At 67.1% G+C, this 3,075-nt stretch carries 3 protein-coding genes; all 3 read left to right on the top strand.

Annotated features, from left to right (window positions below; all coding sequences use genetic code 11):
• The first annotated feature begins 807 nt into the window (after positions 1-807).
• The 3 genes from rsgA to ACWD5O_RS37010 all read left to right on the top strand — a co-directional run bounded on the left by rsgA (position 808) and on the right by ACWD5O_RS37010 (position 2,931).
• Positions 808-1,908 carry a ribosome small subunit-dependent GTPase A gene (rsgA, locus tag ACWD5O_RS37020; protein ID WP_387329551.1) on the top strand — a complete coding sequence of 367 codons (1,101 nt, stop codon included), beginning with the start codon at positions 808-810 and terminating at the stop codon, positions 1,906-1,908.
• Positions 1,905-2,510 carry a GNAT family N-acetyltransferase gene (locus ACWD5O_RS37015; protein ID WP_354968851.1) on the top strand — a complete coding sequence of 202 codons (606 nt, stop codon included), beginning with the start codon at positions 1,905-1,907 and terminating at the stop codon, positions 2,508-2,510. The genes rsgA and ACWD5O_RS37015 overlap by 4 nt, the downstream gene beginning before the upstream one ends.
• A gap of 220 nt (positions 2,511-2,730) precedes the next feature.
• The gene (locus ACWD5O_RS37010; RefSeq protein ID WP_354968850.1) at positions 2,731-2,931 is read left to right on the top strand and encodes a hypothetical protein; all 201 of its coding nucleotides are present in this window, start codon (positions 2,731-2,733) and stop codon (positions 2,929-2,931) included.
• Positions 2,932-3,075: the final 144 nt, after the last annotated feature.

The following is a 3,075-nucleotide window of genomic DNA, read 5'->3' as shown; positions in this document are numbered from 1 at the left end:
GCGGCACGGTGGGCTGTCCAGCGTTACGACAGGAACCCTCGCACACATCACGATCTCGGACTGCCGTATTAGCCGACGCACTCTCATCGGCATGTCCGGACGCTGCGCCCGTGGCCGCCAGCCACGCTGCGTAACGCGCGGATCGCGGCATGAGTGAGCGGATGTTGACCGCAACCCGGCACTGGCTCGGCGCCAGCGCCAGCAGCCCGCCTGCCCAGACAGCAACGGTGGCATAGCAAGTTTGGCCCTTTGCGCGAGAAGCGTCGCGGCGTAATCCACACGCCTTGGCACCTCCGGACGACAACCGGGCTAGCTCGACACGACATCGTTTTAGCGCGCGGATCGCGCATGTGCGGATGCCGCTCGCAATTCAGCCTGGTTCGGCCTGGGGGATAGCAGCCCGGCCTGCTCAGACAGCGGCGAAGGCGCCGCAAGTTCGGATTTGAGCGAGCAAGCGCGCAGGGTCGCGATAGAGAGTCGGGCGACGCCCGCTGCGCCTGGGCTGCGGCCATGACTGTCAGAGCCGAGAAAGTAGGACTGGAACGGTAAGTCGAAGGAAGCGCGGCCCCGACGATGCCGGCAAGGTCGATCAAGTGTGCTAGAGTAGCCGCCGCCACCCATCTAGGGGGCAACTGGAAACTCTTGAGGGAGGTGAGGTTGATGACCGCCGTGGTGATGGCTGCTGCCCGCAGCGTCCGGTCCATCCTCACGTCCCGGCCCCTCAGCTGAATCCTTCCGCCACGTCCGCGCCGAATCCGCGGACGCAACGCAGGGCTTCCCAGGGTCCCTTTTCGCAAGGGTTTTACGTTGTTGTCTTCCGATTCTTTTTCTCCTAGATCATCTTCCGACGGCGGCCTTTCCGCCTACGGCTGGGATACAAAGCTCGAACGGTCCTTCACATCGCATCGCGCCGCAGGTCTCATCCCTGCACGCATTATCGGCGTCGATCGCGGCAGGTGTGACGTCATCACCGAGACCGGCCCGCTACGGGCCGGCACCTCATTGGTGGGCGCATCGGACCCTGTCTCGGCTCCGTGTACCGGCGACTGGGCCGCCCTGCGCTCGGGCCATGAGCCCGAGCTGACCGCTCTGCTGCCACGTCGCAGTGTCATCGTCCGCTCCTCGGCCTCACGCTCCTCGCATGGTCAGGCCCTAGCCGCCAACATCGACACGGCCGCCTTGGTCGTCTCTGTCGAGGTCCCGTTGAACCTGGGCCGCATCGAACGGCTGCTGGCCCTTGCCTGGGAGAGTGGCGCGCTCCCGGTAATCGTGCTGACCAAGGCCGACCAGTCAGCCGACCCCAGCACGGCCACGGCCGAGCTGACCCAACTGGCCCCCGGCGTAGAGATCATCACCACCAGCGCCGCCACTGGTCACGGGCTGGAACTACTTACGGCCGCGCTCACCGGCACGGTGGTACTGCTCGGCCCGTCCGGAGCCGGCAAGTCGACGTTGGGCAACGCACTGCTGGGAACCGAGGTACTGGCGACCGGCGCCGTGCGAGCCCAAGACGGCAAAGGTCGCCACACGACGGTCCGCCGTCAGATGGTCCCGCTGCCAAACGGCGGCGTGCTCATCGACACCCCGGGCCTGCGCGGGATCGGCCTGTTCGACGCTGACGATGGCCTGCAGCAGGTCTTCGCCGACATCGAGCGGCTCGCTTCGCAGTGTCGGTTCAGCGACTGCGGCCACGACTCCGAACCCGGCTGCGCCGTCCAAGCCGCGATCGCCGCCGGCGAGGTGAGCGAGCGTCGTCTGGACAGCTACCGCAAGCTCCAGCGGGAGAACGCCTGGGCAACTTCTCGCAGCGACGCACGGCTACGCGCCCAACGCGAGGATCACAAGAAGGCCATTACCCGATCTCTGCGCGAGACCTACACCTTCCGCGACCAGCAGGGACGGTCGTGAGCCAGCCGGCCGCAGAACACGATGTTTCTCGGCCCGAACCTCACCGCACCGCCTACGTTTCCATCTCAAAGAACGCCGAAGGAATATCCAACATGTTCCATAGCTGGACCACTCGACCCGAAACCGATCAGGACATCACCGCGATCCGCGAGGTCACCCTCGACGCCTTCCCCACACCGCTGGAAGCCGACCTCGTTGAGGCGCTGCGCACCGACCCAGCGTGGCTACCCGAGCTGTCCATCGTGGCCGAAAGCGCCGACGGTACCGTCGGCGGATACGCACTATTCACCCGCTGCCACGTCGGCGACGCCCCGGCCCTGGCACTCGGCCCCTGCGCCGTCCTGTCCCGTTACCAGAAGCAGGGCGCGGGCTCAGCCGCGATCCGGGCCGGTCTGAAGGTCGCCCGCACCATGGGCGAAAACCTCGTCCTCGTACTCGGCCACGCCGAGTACTACCCACGGTTCGGGTTCAGCCGGGCCTCCGCCTACGGGATCCACCCGTCTTTCGAGGTGCCCGATGAGGCCATGATGGCCCTCGTATTCGACAACGCCCTCCCGGTCCCGAGCGGCACCATCATCTACCCGGCACCATTCGGCGTCTAATCCATCCGGGGCTGTTCGGGGCGCTACACAAAACTCGTCCCGAACAGCCCCCCGCAACAGCGGTTGAGTCGGCCTGGGGCGTGGTGTCGGGATGCGCCCGGCCCGTTTCCCCAGGCCGCTCGCCCCCCGTGCAATCGGGGTGCTGGCGTTCCCGGCGGACGATGAACCAGGTCCCGGCCGGGTAGCCAGCGGTGGGGACAGCGCCGGTGACCTCGCATAGTTGGGCGCCGTCCCGCACCTCGACGGCACGATTCTGATCGAAGGCGACCTGGACGGACGGCCGCTGGTCGATGTCCGCAGCGCGCTCGCCGTGCCCACACAGCGGGCACGGCAGCAGTGCGGGATCCTGCCCGGTGATCAGGCCATGCTGGCCGCCGAACTCAGCCGCGTCGCATCGCCATCAGTGCGCTCATCGGCATGATCGGGCGCTCACCGGCACACCGACGGTCACGCCCCGTGACGCCCGGATCGCGGCAGATCCGTGCACCCTCGTCATCCGAAGGATCGCTCAGCGAAGCTGATCCCGGCGCGCTGGGCCGATGTGAGCATCTGCCGGGCGACGAGT

It is taken from the genome of Micromonospora sp. NPDC005161, from assembly GCF_053599855.1.
The sequence above is the reverse complement of the archived record's forward strand: the minus strand, read 5'-3'. Positions and strand labels throughout refer to the sequence as shown.